The sequence below is a fragment of the Streptomyces sp. M41(2017) genome (assembly GCF_002078175.1).
In the GTDB taxonomy this organism is placed as follows: Bacteria; Actinomycetota; Actinomycetes; order Streptomycetales; family Streptomycetaceae; genus Streptomyces.
Map to the genome: position 1 here is coordinate 4,507,714 of NZ_MWFK01000001.1, position 17,506 is coordinate 4,525,219.

Below are 17,506 nucleotides of genomic sequence, written 5' to 3' on the forward strand. Positions count from 1 at the left end.
TCCACCCTTGAATTCCTACCGTCAGCCCACCGGGGCGATGACCTGCCATATCTGCGCCAGCGATTCCGGGCGGGCCATTTCCGCATGACTGCAGGCGATGCGCGCGATGTCGAGGCGCCCCGACACGTGCGATTTCCAGGCGGTGGCCGCGCACACGTCGGTGGGCCTTTCGCGGCCCGCCTCGTAGAACCGGACGTCCCCGTCGAATTCGCCGGGAACGTGCTCCGTCATGATCCGGTGGTTGTTCCGGTAGATCGCGGCGATGTCCGCGAGATGCCGCTCGGCGAGTTCGGTGAACATGCTGCGGTCCCGGCGCAGTGCCGCCACGATCCCTGTCATCGTGAGGGGCTCCTCACCGTCCCCCGCCCGCACTCCGAAGAACTCGGCGAGTCCCGCCGTCACGTCCTCCTCCGTGATCGGGAGCTGCGTCGCCGTCTCGTGTGCCGGATAGGAGTCCAGCAGCGCGAGGGTCTCCACCCGTTCGCCCCGCGCCCGCAGTTGGACGGCCATCTCATGGGCGACGACACCGCCGAAGGACCATCCCATCAGGTGGTACGGGCCCGATTCCTGCACGGCACGGATCTGCCGGACGTAGTCGGCCGCCATCTCCCGTAGCGAACCCGGGAGTGACTCCTCGCCGTCCAGACCTCGTGCCTGCAGCGCGAATACGGAGTGTCCCGGTGAGGCGATTCCGGCCAGGGGCGCGTAGCACCAGCCGATTCCGCTCACGGGGTGGACGCAGAAGAGCGACGAGCCGCCTCCGTGGTCCTTGATGGGCAGGAGCACGTCGAACTCCGCACCGCCCGAGGACCGGCCCAGCTGTTCCACCAGAGTGGCGACGGTGGGCGCCGCGAACAGGGCTCGTATGGCAAGCCCGTCGCCCAGGACGTCCCGGATGCGGCTGATCAGCTGAACCGCCAGCAGCGAGTGTCCGCCCAGCTCGAAGAAATTGTCGTCGATACCGACCGTCGGCACGCCCAGGATCTCCGCGAACAGCCCGCAGAGGATCTCCTCCCGCGGATTCCGTGGACCACGCCCGGCGGCGTCCGCTGCGAACACGGGCGCCGGCAGGGCCCGCCGGTTCAGTTTGCCGTTGGTGGTCAGCGGGAGCCGGTCGAGCACCACGAACGCGGAGGGGACCATGTACTCCGGCAGCAGACCCGCCGCGTGCGCGCGCAGGGCCTCCGTGTCCGGCGCGTCGTTGCCGGGCTCGGCGACCACGTAGGCCACGAGGCGTTTGTCGCCCGGCTGGTCCTCACGAGCCAGGACCGCGACCTGCGCCAACCCGGCGACGCGGCTCAGCACCGCTTCGATCTCGCCGAGTTCGATGCGGAAGCCGCGGATCTTCACCTGGTCGTCCACTCGGCCCAGGAACTCCAGCAGCCCCTCACCGGACCACCGGGCCAGGTCGCCCGTGCGGTACATGCGGGTTCCGGCCGGGCCGAAGGGATCGGCCACGAACCGCCCGGCGGTCAGATCCGGACGACCGAAGTACCCCCGGGCCAGCCCCGCACCCGCGATGTACAGCTCCCCGGTGACCCCCGCCGGAACCGGCCGCAGACTGCCGTCCAGGACGTAGGTCTGCGTGTTGTGCAGCGGGCGGCCGATCGAGGGCGCCCCCGTGACGGGGCCGTCCGTGGACCAGACCGTGGCGTACACGGTTGCCTCGGTCGGGCCGTAGATGTTGTAGACGCGGCCGGCCCCGAGTTCGTCCCTGACCTCGGTGGCCGCCTGTGCGGTGAGGGCCTCGCCGCAGAACACCACGGTGTCCGCGGCGGCCCGCACGTCGCCCTGGGACACGATCCGGGCGAGCGCGGACGGGACCCCGCTCACCAGGACCGGCGAACGGTCGTCGGCGTCCCGGTCGCCGAGGGCCAGCAGATCCCGCAGCACCTCGATGCGACCACCGGTCAGCAACGGGCCGAACATCTCGAACACGGAGACGTCGAAGTTCAGTGACGTACTGAACAGGACGTGAGCCAGGCGCTGTTCGCCGAACTCGTCACGGGCCCAGGCGACCAGGTTGGCCACGTTGGCGTGGGTGACGACGACGCCCTTGGGGCGTCCGGTGGAGCCCGAGGTGTAGATGATGTACGCCGGATGCGCCTGTCGCAGGACGCCGATCCGGTCCCGGTCGGTCGGATCGGTGGCGGGACGGCTCTCCAGGGCGGCGACGACCTCGGGAGAGTCCAGGACCAGGCGCGGGGTCCGGGAGCCGTCCGGGAGCATCCGCTCGGTCTCCTCGACGGTGAGGACCAGCGCCGGATCGGCATCCTGCAGCATGTAGGCGATCCGGTCCGCCGGGTACGCGGGGTCGACCGGCATGTAGGCGGCTCCCGCCTTGAGTACGGCGAGCAGCGCCACCATGGTCTGCGCGGTACGCGGCAGGGAGAGTGCGACGAACTGTTCGGGGCCGACCCCCTGCGCGATCAGATGGTGGGCCAGGCGGTTGGCCCGCTCGTTCAGCTCGCCGTAGCTCAGATCGGTGTCCGGGGCCAGGACCGCGGGGCGCCGCGGCGTGAGGGCGACCTGCGACTGGAAGAGGGCGGGAAGCGTCGCGTCGGTCAGCGCGGCCCCGGTCTCGTTCCACGTTTCCAGGATCTGCCGTTGCTCCCCCGCGGAAAGGATCTCGATCCGGCCGAGCGGCCGGTCCGGATCCGCGACCGCCGCTTCCACCACGCGCACCATCCGGGTCACGAGCGCTTCCACGCTCTCCCGGTCGAACAGGTCGGTGCTGTAGTGCAGCAGGCCGCTGATCCCGGCCGGACCGCTGTCGACCCCGTACTGCTCGACGAAGTTGAAGCCCAGGTCGAACCTGCTGAACTCGATCGGGACCGACTCCTGGGCCACTGTCAGGCCGGGCAGGTTCAGCGCACTGCCGCCGGTGGCGTCCACCCCGAAGATGACCTGGAACAGGGGATGGCGGGCCAGTGACCGCTGAGGGTTGATCGCCTCCACCAGGCGTTCGAACGGGACGTCCTGGTGGGAGTAGGCGGCGAGGTCGGTCGCGCGGGTCCGGGCGAGGAGTTCTCGGAAGGTCGGGTTTCCGGAGGTGTCGTTGCGCAGGACCAGGGTGTTGACGAAGAAGCCGACGAGGTCGTCGAGTGCTTCGTCGGTGCGGCCCGCGACCGGGGTTCCGAGGGGGATGTCGGAGCCCGCGCCGAGCCGGCTGAGCAGGGTGGCGAGGGCGGCCTGGAGGACCATGAACAGCGTGGTGTTGCTCTCCCGGGCCAGACCGAGCAGGGCACGGTGCAGGTCGGCGTCGATCCGGATGGGGACCGTGTCGCCGCGATAGTCGGCCACCTTCGGACGAGGACGGTCGAAGGGCAGCTCCAACTGGTCGGGAATGCCGTCCAGGGCGGCCGTCCAGAAGGCGAGCTGCCGACTCACCGAGGAATCGGGATCGTCTTCGGAACCGAGGAGTTCCTGCAGCCACAGGGTGTAGTCGGCGTACTGCACCGGCAGCGCGGACCACTCGGGCGCCCGGCCGAGGAGTCGGGCACGGAACGCGGCCTCCAGATCGCGTCCGAGCGGCCCCATCGAAGCGCCGTCGCTCGCGATGTGGTGCACGAGCAGCAGCAGAACGTACTCGTCGCGGCCGACGGTGAAGAGCGTGGTCCGGAGCGGGAGTTCGGCGGCCAGATCGAAGGCGTACCCGCCCGCATCGCGCAACGCGTCGAACAACTCGCCCGCGGAGCAGCCGACGTGGTGCAGCTCCAGGTCCACGGCATCGGCTTCCAGCACCACTTGGGCCGAACGTCCGTCGACGTCCTGGAAGACCGTCCGCAGGCTCTCGTGCCGTGCCACCACATCGTTCAACGCCCGTTCCAGAGCACCCGCGTCCAGGTCCCCGGTGATCCGGAACGCCACCGGGACGTTGTACGTGGCATTCGCACCCTCCAGCTTGTTCAGGAACCACAGCCGGTTCTGCGCCGGTGACAGCGGGATCCGCGTCGGGCGCTCCCTCGCCGTCAGCGCGAACCTGGCCGAACCGGCCTCCTCGATCTGGGCCATGAGAGTGGCGATGGTGGGGGTCTCGAAGAGGGCGGTCACCGGGAGTTCGACGTCCAGGGTGGTGCGGATGCGGCTGACCAGCCGAGAGGCGAGGAGGGAGTGTCCGCCGAGTGCGAAGAAGTTGTCGTCGATGCCGACGGTGGGCACGCCCAGGACCTCGGCGAACAGGCCGCACAGGATCTCCTCGCGCGGAGTCCGCGGTCCCCGCCCGGTTCCCGCGGCGGGCAGGTCGGGGGCCGGCAGCGCGCGGTGGTCGACCTTGCTGTTGCTGGTCAGCGGGAGCCGGTCGAGCACCACGAACGCGGAGGGAACCATGTACTCGGGCAGGAGCCCGGCGGCGTGCGCGCGCAGGGCCTCGGTGTCCAGGGCGTGGCCGCCGGCCTCGGCGACCACATAGGCCACCAGGCGTTTGTCGCCCGGCTGGTCCTCGCGAGCCAGCACCGCGACCTGGGACAGGCCGGCGAAGCGACCCAGTACGGCTTCGATTTCGGCGAGTTCGATGCGGTAGCCGCGGATCTTGACTTGGTCGTCGGCTCGGCCGGCGAATTCGAGGAGGCCTTGGGGGGACCAGCGGGCGAGGTCGCCGGTGCGGTACATGCGGGTTCCGGCGGGGCCGTAGGGGTCGGCGACGAACCTTTCGGCGGTGAGGTCCGGTCGTGCGAAGTAGCCTCGGGCCAGTCCGGTGCCGGCGAGGTGGAGTTCTCCGGTCACGCCTGTTGGGACGGGCTGGAGGTTGGTGTCGAGGATGTAGGCGCGCATGCCGTCCAGGGGGCGTCCGACGGGTATGGGTGCGGGCACGGTGTCGGTGGTGGTCCAGGGGGCCTGGGTGGCGAAGAGGGTTGTTTCGGTGGGGCCGTAGGCGCAGCGGACGATGGTGTCGGGGCAGTGCTGGAGTACTCGGCGTACGGCGGTGGGGGAGATCAGGTCGCCGCCGGTGATGACTTCGCGTACTCCTGTGAGGCAGCGGGGGTTTTCTTCGGCCATGAGGCGGAAGAGTCCGGCGGTGATGTCGAGGCCGGTGATCTGTTCCTCGGTGATGATCCGGGCGAGTTCGGCGACGCCGAGTTCGCCTTCGGGGGTGATGACGGTGCGTCCGCCGTGCAGGAGGGGGACCCAGAAGGCGTAGGTGGAGGGGTCGAAGGCGTACGAGGCCAGGAGCAGGACCCGTTCGTGTGCACCCGCGCCGAACATGCCGTCGACGCTGAGGTCGAGGATGGCGCGGTGGGTGACCGCCACGCCCTTGGGACGCCCGGTCGAACCGGAGGTGTACATCACATAGGCGAGCTGCTCGGCCCGGCTTTCGATACCTGGGTCACCGACGGGCAGGCCGGCGAGTTCCTCGTGCTCGTCCACTGTCACAGTCACGGGGGCGACGGGCAGCCCGCGGTCGCGCATCGCTTGATCGGTGAGCAGTACCGGCGTGGAGGTCTCGTCGACGATCCACTGCATCCGCTCCAGCGGATACCCACTGTGCAACGGCAGATAGAAGGCTCCGGCCTTGAGCACGGCGAGGAGCGCGACCGCCAGATCCACGGAGCGTTCCATCAGCACGGCGACCGGCGCTTCCCGCTGCACACCCAACCCGGCCAGACGATGAGCGAGTTGGTTGGCCTGCTCGTCCAACTCCCGGTAGGAAAGCTCGCGTCCGGCACACCGCACCGCCACCGCGTCCGGCGTCCGCCGCGCCTGGGCCGCGAAGGCCGCCGGCACCGAAGCAGCCCCGAGCCCCTCACCAGCCTCCGCGCCGGCCGACAACTCCATCAGCCGTACGCGCTCCTGTGCCTCGATCACGTCGATCCGGCTGAGCGGCCGGGCCGGATCGGCGATCACGGATTCCAGGACACGGACCAGGCGGGTGAACAGACGCTCCACGGTCTCCCGGTCGAAGAGCTCCGTCGCGTAGGTGACATACGCCCGGACCGGCCCGGGGAGCCCCTGATCGGTGTACCTCATGAGGAAGTTCAGCGACAGGTCGAATTTCGCTGTCTGCTGTTCCTTCACGATCTCCTGGACTGACAGGCCCGGCAGATCCAGGGCGTGCCCGTCGCCGTTCTGAAGATTGAGCAGGACCTGGAACAGGGGGTGACGGGCCAGTGAGCGCTGGGGGTTGACCGCCTCGACCAGCCGCTCGAACGGCACGTCCTGGTGGGAGTAGGCGGCCAGGTCGGTCTCCCGGACCTGTTCCAGCAGTTCCAGGAACGTCGGATTCCCCGAGGTGTCCGTCCGCAGGACCAAGGTGTTGACGAAGAAGCCGACGAGGTCGTCCAGTGCTTCGTCGGCGCGTCCGGCGACCGGGGTTCCGATCGGGATGTCCGTGCCCGCGCCCATCTTCGTCAGCGCCACCGCCAGCGCCGCCTGCGCCACCATGAACGTGGTGGCGCCCGTCGCATGTGCCAGATCGGCCATGCCGCGGTGCACGTCCGCGTCCAGCTCGAAGAAGACGGAGTCGCCGCGATAGTCGGCCACCTTCGGACGAGGGCGGTCGTAGGGCAGTTCGAGCTGGTCCGGTATGCCGTCCAATGCCCGTGTCCAGAAAGCCAGTTGTTCACTCAGCAGGGATTCGGGGTCTTCGTCCTCGCCGAGGAGATCACGCTGCCACAACGTGTAGTCCGCGTACTGCACCGGGAGGGCCGGCCACGACGGTCGGAGTCCCTGGAGCCGGGCCCGGAACGCGATCTCCAGGTCACGCCCCAGCGGCCCCATGGAGGCACCGTCACTGGCGATGTGGTGCATGAGCAGCAGCAGCACCCGCTCGTCGGCACCGACGGTGAACAGCGTCGCCCGCAGCGGAAACTCGGTCGACAGGTCGAACGCGTACTGACCGGCCTCCCGCAGCTCCCGGTCCAACTCGTCCGCGGCACAGCTGACGTGGTGCAGTTTCACGCCGGCGGCATCCTCGTCCAGGATCACCTGGACAGGGCTCCCGTCCATTTCCTGGAACACCGTGCGCAGGCTCTCGTGCCGTGCGACGACATCGCTCAACGCCTGTTCGAGCACGTCGGCGTCGAGTTCCCCGACGATCCGGAAGGCGACCGGAACGTTGTAGGTGGTACTCGTCTCCTCGAGCTTGTCGAGGAACCACAGCCGGTTCTGTGCCGGTGACAGGGGGATCCGCTCCGGACGGGGCATCGCGGTCAACGCGGGCCTGGCCGCTCCTGCTTCCGCGAGCCGGTCGGCGAGGGCGGCGACCGTGGGCGCCTCGAACACGGTTCGCACCACCAGCTCGACGCCCAGCACCGAACGGATGCGGCCGGCGAGGCGGGTGACGAGGAGGGAGTGCCCGCCGAGGTCGAAGAAGTCGTCGTCGATGCCGACCGCGGGCACGCCCAGGATCTCAGCGAACAGGCCGCACAGGATCTCCTCCTGGACGGTGCGCGGACCACGCCCGCCCGCCTCCGTCTCGTACACGGGCGCCGGCAGAGCCCGCCGGTCCAGCTTGCCGTTCGTCGTCAACGGCAGACGGTCCAGCACCACGAACGCCGACGGGACCATGAACTCCGGCAGCAGGCCGCCGACATGGGCACGCAGGGCATCTGCGTCCGGCCCCTCGCTCCCGGTCTCGGCGACGACGTAGGCCACCAGACGCTTGTCGCCCTGGCGCTCTTCCCGCACCACGACCGCGACCTCCGCCAGGCCCGGGAAACGACCCAGCACCGACTCGATCCCACCCAGCTCGACCCGCAGTCCGCGGATCTTCACCTGGTCGTCGACCCGGCCCACGAACTCCAGCTCGCCGTCCGCGCGCCACCGCACCACATCGCCACTGCGGTACACACGCGCCTGAGGATCGTCCGAGAAGGGGTGCTTGACGAACCGTTCCGCGGTGAGCTCCGGACGGTTCCAGTAGCCCCTGGCCAGTCCGGGGCCGCCGACCCACAGTTCGCCGGGAACGCCCGGGGGCACCAGGACGCCGTTCTCGTCCATGACGAACACCTCGGTGTTCGCCACCGGCCGGCCGATGGGTATCTGCCCGTCGCGGGGGGTGTTCCGGTCCACCCTGTAGCTCGTGGTGAAGACCGTCGCCTCGCTGGGCCCGTACCCATGGATGAGCCGCTCGGGTGCCCAAGGCCCGTCCACCAGGGCGTCCACCGCCGGCCGGTCGATCGCCTCACCGCCGTAGAAGACGGACGTGACCCCGGCGAGGAGGCCGGGGCAGTCCAGCAGGTGCTGGCGCAGGAGGGGCGCCGTCAGCCACATCATGCTCACCTTGTGGCGACGGAGGGCGGCCTTGAGCGTGGCGGCGTCGAGGAGAACCTCCTTGTCCATGACGGCCATGGCCGCTCCGGACGTCAGCGCGGGCCAGCACTCGAAGGTGAACGCGTCCCAGGAGAAGCTGGAGGGCTGGGCCACGACGTCGCCGGGCCCGAGGCCGGCGAACAGGTCGCTGTCGACGATCCGGCAGAGCGAGCGGTGCTCGATCATGACCCCCTTGGGGGTGCCGGTCGAACCGGAGGTGAAGATCACGTGGGCGAGGCCCTCGGGGCCGACCGGCACATCAGGGTCCGTGTCCGGCCGGGCGGCGATCTCGTGCCAGTCCTGGTCCATCAGCACGCGCTCGGCGGAGGTCGCCCCCAGTCGCTCCTGGAGGTGGGCCTGGGTGACGACGAGCGGAGCATGGACGTCCGCGACCATGAACTCGATCTGGTGCACCGGGAACTCATGGTTCAGCGGCACATAGACAGCGCCGGCCTTCAGCACGCCCAGGACGGCGACGACCGCGTCGAAGCCCCGTTCGACGCAGATCGGAACCAGCTGTTCCGGGCCGACCCCCCGGGCGATCAGATGGTGGGCGAGCCGGTTCGCCCGCGCGTCGAGTTCGCCGTAGGTCAGTTCCTCCGCGCCGCAGAGCACGGCCGGCGCGTCCGGCGTCCGGGCCGCCTGCTCCTGGACCATCCGGTGCAGGGTGGTGTTGTCGGCGTAGGGCACCGCCGTGTCGTTCCGCTCGACGACGAGCCGGCGGTGCTCCTCGGGGGAGAGGAGGTCGATGCGGCTCAGGGAGAGGTCCGGGTCCGCAGCGACCGCGGCGAGCAGGCGCTCGAAGCAGGCAGCGATCCGCTGCGCGGTGTCCGCGGTGAACAGATCGAGGGCATACCCCAACCGTCCGCTGATCCCGTCGGGGACATCCTCCTCCGCGTGCTGCTCGAAGAGTTCGAGAGTGAGATCGAACTTGGCGACGTCGCTGTCCCCGAGACGCACGTCCGTGGTCAGCTCCGGAAGGTCCAAGCGGACGGACGCGTTGTTCTGCATGGCGAGCAGAACCTGGAAGAGAGGGTGCTGGGCAGGAGAGCGCACCGGGTTGAGCTCGTTCACCACGAGCTCGAAGGGGACGTCCTGGTGGGCGAAGGCCTTCAGGGACACCTCGCGCACCCGGGCCAGCAGCTGCCGGAAGGAGGGATCGCCGGTGGTGTCGGTCCGCACGACCAGGGTGTTCACGAAGAACCCGACCAGGTCGGCCATCGCCTCGTCGGTGCGGTTGGCGACGGGGGTGCCCACCGGAATGTCGTTCCCCGCGCCCAGCCGGGAGAGCAGCGCGGCGAAGGCGGCCTGGACCACCATGAACAGACTGGCCTGATGGGTACGGCTCAGATCGATCAGGCGTTGGTGCAGCTCGGCGTCGAGCTCGAAGGAGGCCGTGTCGCCGCGATGGCTCGCCACCTTCGGCCGGGGGTGGTCGTAGGGCAGTTCGAGCTGGTCCGGGATGCCGGCCAACGCCTGCGTCCAGAACGCCAGCTGTCCGCTCACCAGGGAGTCGGGGTCCTCCTCCGCACCGAGGAGCTCACGCTGCCACAAGGTGTAGTCCGCGTACTGCACCGGCAGCGCGGACCACGACGGTCCCGCCCCCGCGCACCGTGCCGCGTACGCGCGGCTGATGTCGCGGGTCAGCGGAGCCAGCGACCAGCCGTCGGACGCGATGTGATGCGTCAGGAGGAACAGGACATGTTCGGTCGCCGACAGGGCGAACAGACGGAACCTGACCGGCGGGTCCACCGCCAGATCGAAACGCTCCCCGGCACGCGCCGAGATCTCCCCGGGCAGGGCGGCCTCGTCGGTCTCCACCACCTCGAAGTCCCGCATCGCCCGCATCGCCGGCAGGACCAGCTGGAACGGAACGCCCTGGGCGTCCTCGGGAAAGACGGTACGCAGGCTCTCGTGCCGGTCCACCACGTCCTCGAGCGCGGCTCGCAGCGCGGCCCGGTCCAGTCGTCCCGAAAGACGCACCACGAGGGGAAGGTTGTAGGTGGCACTCGTCTCCTCGAGCTTGTCGAGGAACCACAGGCGGTTCTGTGCCGGTGACAGCGGCATCCGCTCCGGACGGCTCATCGCGGTCAACGCGGGGCGGGCCACCCCTGCTTCCGCGACCCGGTCCGCGAGCGCGGCGACCGTCGGGGCCTCGAACACGGTCCCCACCACCAGCTCGGCGCCCAGGGCCGAACGGATCCGGCTGGCCAGGCGGGTGGCGAGGAGGGAGTGGCCGCCCAGCGCGAAGAAGTCGTCGTCGATGCCGACGACGGGCACGCCCAGCACCTCGGCGAACAGACCGCACAGGATCTCCTCCCGTGCGGTGCGCGGACCGCGTCCGGCGCCGGCCCGCGTCGGCAGGTCGGGAGCGGGCAGGGCCCGCCGGTCCAGCTTGCCGTTGGTGGTCAGCGGAAGCCGGTCCAGGACCACGAGTACGGAGGGGACCATGAACTCCGGCAGCAGACCGGCCGCATGGACCCGCAGGGACTCGACGTCCACCTGCTCGCCGCGGCCCGGATCGGCGACCACATAGCCGACGAGGCGTTTGTCGCCCGGCTGGTCCTCGCGCGCTATGACCGCGACCTGTGACACCCCCGGAGCACGGCTCAACACCGTTTCGATCTCGCCGAGTTCGATGCGGAAGCCCCGGATCTTCACCTGGTCGTCGGCCCGGCCCAGGAACTCCAGCACGCCCTCGCCGGAGCAGCGGGCGAGATCGCCGGTGCGGTACATGCGGCTGCCGGCCGGGCCGTACGGGTCGGCCACGAACCGCTCCGCCGTCAGGTCCGGACGCCCGAAGTAGCCCCGGGCCAACCCCGCGCCCGCCAGATACAGCTCCCCGGTGGCCCCTGCCGGGACCAGCGACAGGGTGTCGTCCAGAACGTAGGCACGCATGCCGTCCAGCGGGCGCCCGATCGGCAGCGGCGCGGGCAGCTCACCGCCACCCGTCCACGGATGCTGCGTCGCGTACAGCGTGGTCTCGGTGGGACCGTACGCGCTGCGCACGACGATGCCCGGGCAGTGGTCCAGCACCCTCCGCACCGCGGTGGGGGAGACCACGTCTCCCCCCGTGATCACCTCACGCGCCCCCGCGAAGCAGCCGGGGTCCTCCTCCGCCATCACCTGGAACAGACCCGCGGAGACGTCCAGGGCGGTGATCGCCTCCTGGGTGATCAGCCGGGCGAGCGTCGCCACACTCAGATCACCCTCCGGCGTGATGACCGTCCGGCCACCGTTCAGCAACGGCACCCACAGGCCGTAGATCGAGGGATCGAACGCATACGGAATGACCATGAGGACCCGCTCATGCGCACCCGGCTCGAACATGCTGTCCACGACGAGGTCGAGGACGTCCCGGTGGGTGACCGCCACCCCCTTGGGACGCCCGGTCGAACCGGAGGTGTACATCACGTAGGCGAGCTGCTCGGGCCGGCTCTCGACGCCCGGATCACCGACCGGCAGACCGGCCAGTTCCGCGTCCTCGTCCACCGTCACGGTCACGGGGGCGACGGGCAGCCCGCGGTGCCGCATGGCCCGGTCGGTGAGCAGTACGGGCGTGGAGGTCTCGTCGACGATCCACTGCATCCGCTCCAGCGGATACCCACTGTGCAACGGCAGATAGAAGCCTCCCGCTTTGAGCACCGCGAGGAGGGAGACGACCAGATCGACCGAGCGTTCCATCAGCACCGCGACCGGCGCTTCCGCACCTACCCCCAAACCGATGAGCCGGTGCGCGAGTTGATTGGCCCGCTGGTCCAACTCCCGGTACGACAGCTCCCGTCCGGCACACCGCACCGCCACCGCGTCCGGCGACCGCTGCGCCTGAGCCGCGAAGGCCGCCGGCACCGAGTCGCCGACCAGCGCCACGTGCGACTCGAACGACGCACCCTCAACAGAATCAACAGCATCTGCAGTACGCATTGCCAATTACTCTCTTTCGGTGTTGAGATCGCACGAATTCGCAGCTACTCGGCAGTGCGGGACCACGGCAGCACAGATCGGCGCGGGAGAGGACGTTGCCCTGCGCGCGAAAGCGCGCGGCAAAGGATGACCGAATTACTCCGCCGGTCGATCCGGCGTGGCGGCGCCCAGCCGGCGGTCGCGGAATCGCTGGAGGACCTCCACCGCGGGAACCGTGGAGCCCGGCGTGCGGAGACTCGATTCACGGTCGCCGCCGAACCGCGAGCAGACCGAGATGTGCGCGTCATAGGCCGTCGACATCGCGTCGAGCAGCAGCCGGTAGGACTTGTCGACGGCCGGAGCGGGCGACGCGACCAGCGGCTTGACCCGGTGGAGCAACTTGAGCAGTATCCGGTGATCACGCAACTGCAGGCCGCTGAACTTGGCATTGATGTGCGGCGGCATCATCGCCGGACGCACCGAATCCGCGTAGTGCGTGCGCGTGAAATCGCCGGCGTACCGCAGCGAGGCGCCGGACCCGATCATCAGTGCCGTCGCGTCCTCCAGCAGCCGGCAGGCGCTGTCGACGTCATCCGGATCGTCCCTGAGGCATTCCTCGAGGCAGCCGACCGAAACAATCAGCCCCTGGATGAGCGCGAAGAACACCTGGTGGCCCAGACGCCAGCGAATCAGGGGCCCCCCTTTCACATCACCCGCCCTCACGTCCGTCACCCACGCGCGAGCACGGGCCGCGCTCTCGAACGGCGTGCCGGCCACCCCGATACGCCACACCATGTGGAACGTCGTCCAGAACGCCTCCCGCAGATCGGCCCGTTCGCCGCTGCTGAGGGTGATCCCGGCCGACAGGGCGTCGTCGAGCTGGCTGCGGAGGGCTTCGAGCATCGTGGAGACGAACGTCTCCACCGGGTTCCCGGTGACCCTGATCGCACCGAAGAACAGGTCGTGCTCCTCGTAGAGATCGTCCGGCAGGGCCTTTCGCTCCGCATCGGTGTACGTGGCGGCGGCGGGGGGTGAGGCCAGGCACGTCAGGGCGGCGTCGACGGCGGCCAGCGCGCGACGGTCGGAGTCCTGTGGAGTGATGTCGATGACGGTCCGCAAGGCGTCCGCGACGCGCTGGTTCATCGTGCCGATGACGGCGCCTCTCGAGGCGGGAAGCTGCTCCGCCTTCAACAGGTGGAGGGGTGGGACGTCCGCAGAGTGAGCCTGTATGTCGACCTCAATCACTTCGTGAACTCCTTCGAGTCGAACGGAATGTGCGTGATGCGGCACGCCGGGAAAGGAAGCGCTCTACTCCGTGGTGGACGGGCCGGCGATGAGAGAGACCGGCAGGCTGCTGTAGCCGCGCAGGAACGTCGAATAGAGCGCCTTGGGATCACCCGTGAGCTCGATCCGGTCCACCCTGTTGACGAGGGTCTTCAGTACGGCGGCGATCTCGGCCCGGCCGAGGTACGACCCGAAGCAGAAATGGGGCCCGAACCCGAAGCCCAGGTGCTTGTTGGGAGTCCTCGCCAGGTCGAACCTGTGCGGATCCGGGAAGACGCTCTCGTCGCGGTTCGCGGAAGTGATCCAGAGGATGACGTGCTCGCCTTCGCGGATCGTCCGCCCGCCGATGGTGACGTCGGCCGTCGCGGTACGCCCGATGTGCATCGCCGGCGTCGTCCAGCGCACGATCTCCTCGACCGCGCTCGCTATGGAGATGCGGCCGTCCTTCAACGCCCGCCACTGATCCGGGTGCTGGGCGAAGGCGAGCAGCGCGCCGACCATGGCCAGGCGGCTGGTGTGGTCTCCGGCGAGGATGAACCCGTAGCAGTTGACGACCACTTCGTCGTCGGTCATCGGCTCACCGTTGATCCGGCAGGTGGCCATCGCGCTGATCAAGTCGTCCTGCGGGTCCTCGCGGCGGGTCTCGATGATCTCCTGCGAATAGATGAGGAGTTCGTTGCGGGAGAGCCAGACGTCCTCCTCGGTCTGCCCCTCGTCGTCCGCGCTGACCGCCTCCCGGCTCAGATCGAGCACGTACTTGTGGTCCGTCGACGGAAAACCCAGCAGATCGCAGATCGTCCCCATGGGGATCACTTCCGCGACCTCCTTGGCGAAGTCGAAGGTCCCGGTGCCGACGGCGTGACCGAGGATCTGGTCGACCCGCTGCTGGAGTTTGTCCGTCACCCCTTTGCGGATCCGGGGACTGAACGCCTTCAGCAGGATCGTCCGCATGGCGTTGTGGCGCGGCGCGTCCGTGAGCGCCAGGATCTTGCCGGCCGCGGGATCCCCACCGGGCTTGTGCAGCGAGGACATCATGTTCCCGGGCTGCGAACTGAAGCGCTCGGCGTCCTGCAGAACGGCCATGACGTCCGCGTGGCGGGACACCACCCAGAAGGGGGATCCCCGGTCGGTGGCCGGGTGCAGATAGACGGGCTGCTCGGTCCGAACCCGCCGCCAGAAATCTTCCATGTCGGTATGCAGGAAGGTGCTCGGGTCCGTGAGGTCCACCCGGTTGAGATCGTCGGCGGGTATACCTTTGTTCGGCATGGAAATCTCCTGGCCTCAGAATCGGTGACTACTGCGTAGGTTTTCCTTGCCGGAAAGGTCGGCGATCAGCATCGCCAGTCGATCCAGTCCCGCTTCCATCTCGTCCGGCGACACCACGCTCACCGACAGGCGCAGCTGGTTCTCGCCGCCGCTGCCGTCGTAGAAATGGCTCATGGGTGTCCACAGGACGCCGTATTTCCCGGCTCCGTATTCCAGTGCGGTGTCATCGGCGAGGAACGGAACAGTGACCACCACGAAGAATCCACCGCCGGGGGTGTTCCACGAGACCTGGTGATCCCCGCCCCGGGGGAACCGCCGGCTCATCCCCTCCAGCAGCAGCCGCATGTTTCGGCTGTAGAGCCGGGTCTCCCTGTCGTTCGCCTTGACCAGACTGCAGCCGTGCTCCAGCAGCTTGCCTCCCGCGACGGCCTGGGCCAGGGGCGAGGTGTTCACGGTGAGCATGCTCTTGATCTTGGACAGCTCGTCCGCGAACAGCGTGGAGCCTCCGTCGCCGGACACGCGCTGATCCGCGACCACGAACCCGACCCTGGCTCCGGGGAAGCAGGTCTTCGCGAGCGAGCCGAGATAGACGACCCGCCGCGATGTGTCGAGAGCCTTGAGCGTGGGCAGGCGCCGACCGTCTTCGGCCTGGAACAATCCGTACGGATTGTCCTCGAGGATCAGCAGATCGTGCTCCGCCGCGATGGCGAGCAACCGCCGCCTGGCCTCCAGGTCGAGACTCGCGCCGGACGGATTGGCGAAGTCCGGGACGAGGTAGAAGGCCCGTGGCCGCTTCCCCGCGGCGCGAGCCGCCTCGATCTGCTCGACCAGGTGGTCGAGGTCGACACCGTCCTCGTTCTCCCGCACCGGCCAGAGCGGCATGTCCACCAGCCTCGCGGCACCGGCCAGACCGACGTAGCCCGGCGAAACCGTCAGCGCGACGTCCCGCTCGTCCCGGCGAAGCGCCCGGAGCACCAGGAACATCGCCTCCTGGCAGCCGACCGTGACGACGATGGACTCAGGGTCGACGTCAATTCCCTCGTCACAGACGAGATTCCGGGCGAGCAGCTCGTGAATGACGCCCTTGGTCCGGCCGTACTGAAAGAGGGTTCGGCGTATGCCGTCCTCGTCCGCACCCGTCTCGGCGGCGAGGTAGTCGCAGAAGATCTTCAGATACCGAGGAAGGTCGTCGACGTCGAAGAATTCCTCACTGGGCCGGCCGGCGGCGAGTGAAATGGCCTCCGGGAAGCGGCCGGCCACTTCGTTCAGGAAGTTCATGGAAGCGAGCGCGGGATCCTGCAGCGCTGCGTGCAGCTGATCCGTGCTCAGGTCGGCGGTCAGGATTTCCACTCCACTGGCGTTCATGCAACCTCGCTTTCCTCGGAGGAAGGGTGGTGTCCGGCTACTTCGTTGTGGCGTGCTTCGGGGTGGTGTCGGCGGTTTCTTCTGATGGTTCGGTGGTGGGGGTTGTTTCGTTGGTGGCGTGGTGGGTGGCTTGTTGGATGGCGTGGTTGCTGAGGGCGGGGAGGCTGGCGAGGGCGACGATGATCATGAGGAGGCCGCCGGTGATGAAGGGGGTGCGCAGGCTGGTGGTGCTGGCGAGGTAGCCGGCGAGGATGCCGCCGAAGGGGGCGCCCATGAGGGAGATGAGGCGGCTTGCGGACAGGACGCGTCCGCGGATTTCGGTGGGGGCCAGGCGTTGGCGCAGGGCGCCGACGATGACGATCTGGACGCTCATGGAGAAGCCGATGGTGGCCATCATGGCGCCGGCGATCCAGGGGCTGGTGGTGAGGCCGAGGCCCAGGACGGCGAGTCCTTCGATGGACATGCCGACGCAGCGCATGGTGCCGACCTGGATTTTTTTGGAGATGGGGGCGGAGAGGAAGCTGCCGATGAAGGCGCCGACGGCGGTGGAGCTGAGGAGGAGGCCGTAGCCGATGTCGCCGAGTCCGAGCTGGTTTTTGGCGAGGAGGACCAGGAGGGACATTTTGGCGGTGAAGACGAGGTTGCCGATGGCGGCGGTGCCGGCGAGGGTGCGCAGGACGCGGTGTTTGAGGAGCCAGCGCAGTCCTTCGGCTACTTCGGTGCGCAGGCTGGTGGTGGTGGGTTGGGTGGTGGGGGGGTTGGCGAAGTTGCCTTTGAGGGAGGTGACGCACAGGGCGCTGGTGAGGAAGGAGAGGGCGTTGCCGAGGAAGGGCAGGGAGTGGGAGAGGGAGAAGAGGATGCCGCCGATGGGGGGTCCGGCGAGTTGTTCGCCGTTGATCTGTGCGGCGGAGATGCGGCTGTTGGCGCGGATGAGTGCTTGGTCGCCGGTGACGACGACGGGCAGGACGGCCTGGGCGGAGATGTCGAAGAAGATGTCTCCGCAGCCCAGGGCGAATCCGGCGGCGATGAGGAGGGTGATGTTGGCGTGGTCGGTCAGGACGGCGAGGGTGAGCAGGGTGAGGATGGTGAAGCGGACGAGGTCGGCGCGGAGCATGACTTTTCTGCGGTCCCAGCGGTCGACGAGGGCGCCGGCGGGGAGGCCGAGGAGGAACCAGGGCAGGGTGCCGATGGCGCCGACGGCGCCGATGAGGAGGGGGTCGGTGGTGAGTTGGATGGCGAGCAGGGGCAGTGCGGCCATCTGGACGCCGTCGCCCCAGGACGAGGCGATCGCGGCGACCCATACCTTGTTGAAATTGCTTCCCAGGCCCGGCTGGGCCGTCTTGTCCTTCGTGTTTTTACTGGTGACGTTCAACGAATCTCCCGGGAACGGATGGTGAGGACAGCAACGGTGGGACGGAGACAACACCCCGAAACGGGG

5 protein-coding genes are annotated in these 17,506 nt (G+C 68.8%); all 5 read right to left on the reverse strand.

Translation table 11 applies throughout. From position 1 onward, the window contains the following. Window positions 1–21: 21 nt before the first annotated feature. The 5 genes from B0675_RS19740 to B0675_RS19760 all read right to left on the reverse strand — a co-directional run bounded on the left by B0675_RS19740 (window position 22) and on the right by B0675_RS19760 (window position 17,440). Window positions 22–12,174, reverse strand: a complete 12,153-nt coding sequence (locus tag B0675_RS19740; protein ID WP_081220137.1) for a non-ribosomal peptide synthetase — start codon at window positions 12,172–12,174, stop codon at window positions 22–24. A 135-nt stretch (window positions 12,175–12,309) separates the two neighbouring features. Then, window positions 12,310–13,443 carry a hypothetical protein gene (locus B0675_RS19745; protein WP_143661076.1) on the reverse strand — a complete coding sequence of 378 codons (1,134 nt, stop codon included), beginning with the start codon at window positions 13,441–13,443 and terminating at the stop codon, window positions 12,310–12,312. An 18-nt stretch (window positions 13,444–13,461) separates the two neighbouring features. Further along, the gene (locus B0675_RS19750; protein ID WP_081220139.1) at window positions 13,462–14,703 is read right to left on the reverse strand and encodes a cytochrome P450; all 1,242 of its coding nucleotides are present in this window, start codon (window positions 14,701–14,703) and stop codon (window positions 13,462–13,464) included. A 15-nt stretch (window positions 14,704–14,718) separates the two neighbouring features. Further along, window positions 14,719–16,068: a PLP-dependent aminotransferase family protein gene (locus B0675_RS19755; RefSeq protein WP_081220140.1), complete on the reverse strand. Its 1,350-nt coding sequence runs from the start codon at window positions 16,066–16,068 to the stop codon at window positions 14,719–14,721. Between the two features lie 37 nt (window positions 16,069–16,105). Next, on the reverse strand, window positions 16,106–17,440 hold the full coding sequence (locus B0675_RS19760; protein ID WP_179165325.1) for an MFS transporter: 1,335 nt from the start codon (window positions 17,438–17,440) through the stop codon (window positions 16,106–16,108). Window positions 17,441–17,506 lie beyond the last annotated feature (66 nt).

Excerpts from the sequence above, each read along its gene's own strand:
- B0675_RS19740 (WP_081220137.1), bottom strand. The coding sequence starts at position 12,174 with ATGCGTACTGCAGATGCTGTTGATTCTGTTGAGGGTGCGTCGTTCGAG.
- B0675_RS19750 (WP_081220139.1), bottom strand. The coding sequence starts at position 14,703 with ATGCCGAACAAAGGTATACCCGCCGACGATCTCAACCGGGTGGACCTC.
- B0675_RS19755 (WP_081220140.1), bottom strand. The coding sequence starts at position 16,068 with ATGAACGCCAGTGGAGTGGAAATCCTGACCGCCGACCTGAGCACGGAT.